This is a genomic window from Candidatus Symbiopectobacterium sp. NZEC135 (assembly GCF_025962695.1).
In genome coordinates this window covers 1-718 of sequence record NZ_JAGFPF010001105.1, presented here as the reverse complement: position 1 = coordinate 718, position 718 = coordinate 1, and the positions used below count along the sequence as shown (strand labels likewise).

The 718-nt window shown below is 56.0% G+C and carries 1 protein-coding gene; it reads left to right on the top strand.

The features are described 5' to 3' along the window. A partial coding sequence (locus tag J5224_RS32730; protein ID WP_264629087.1) for a PTS transporter subunit EIIC occupies positions 1–718 on the top strand: 718 nt, incomplete at both ends.

The following is a 718-nucleotide window of genomic DNA, read 5'->3' as shown; positions in this document are numbered from 1 at the left end:
CAGAGTTTTGGTCAACTGATCGCCAAATCCGCCGTTGCCATTCTGGCCAATCTGGCGCTGGTGTTTGCCGTTGGTATTCCCATCGGCCTTGCCACGCGTGATAAAGGCTATGCCGCGCTGATCGGGCTGGTGACCTTCATCATTTTTATCAACGCGATGAACATTACGCTGCAACTTCAGGGCAAACTGGTGCCCGCAGCGGAGATGCGTCCTGCCGGACAAGGCATGGTGCTGGGCGTGCAAGTGCTGGAAATGGGCGTGTTCGCCGGTATCCTCATCGGCGCGTTTGCCGGTTATCTGTTTAACCGTTATTCCAGCAAACAGTTTAACGGCGTGATGGCTATCTACTCTGGCCACTGTTTTGTCACCATTCTGGCGATCCCCAGCGCAATATTGCTCGGTTTTGTCATGAGCACCGTCTGGCCCTATGCCCAGCACGGCATTAGCGCACTGGCCTTTGCGATTAAAGGCGCAGGCCCGTTTGGGGTCGCTATTTACGGCTTCCTTGAGCGTATTCTGATCCCAACCGGGCTGCATCATCTGGTCTACACCCCATTCCTGTATACCGAACTGGGTGGAACCGCCGAGGTGTGCGGCAAGCTGTATCAGGGTGCACGCAACATTTATTTCGCTGAAATGGCCTGCCCCAGCGTCACACAGCTGAGCCCGACCGTCGCCTGGGACGCGCGCGGTATCAGTAAAATGTTTGGCCTGACTG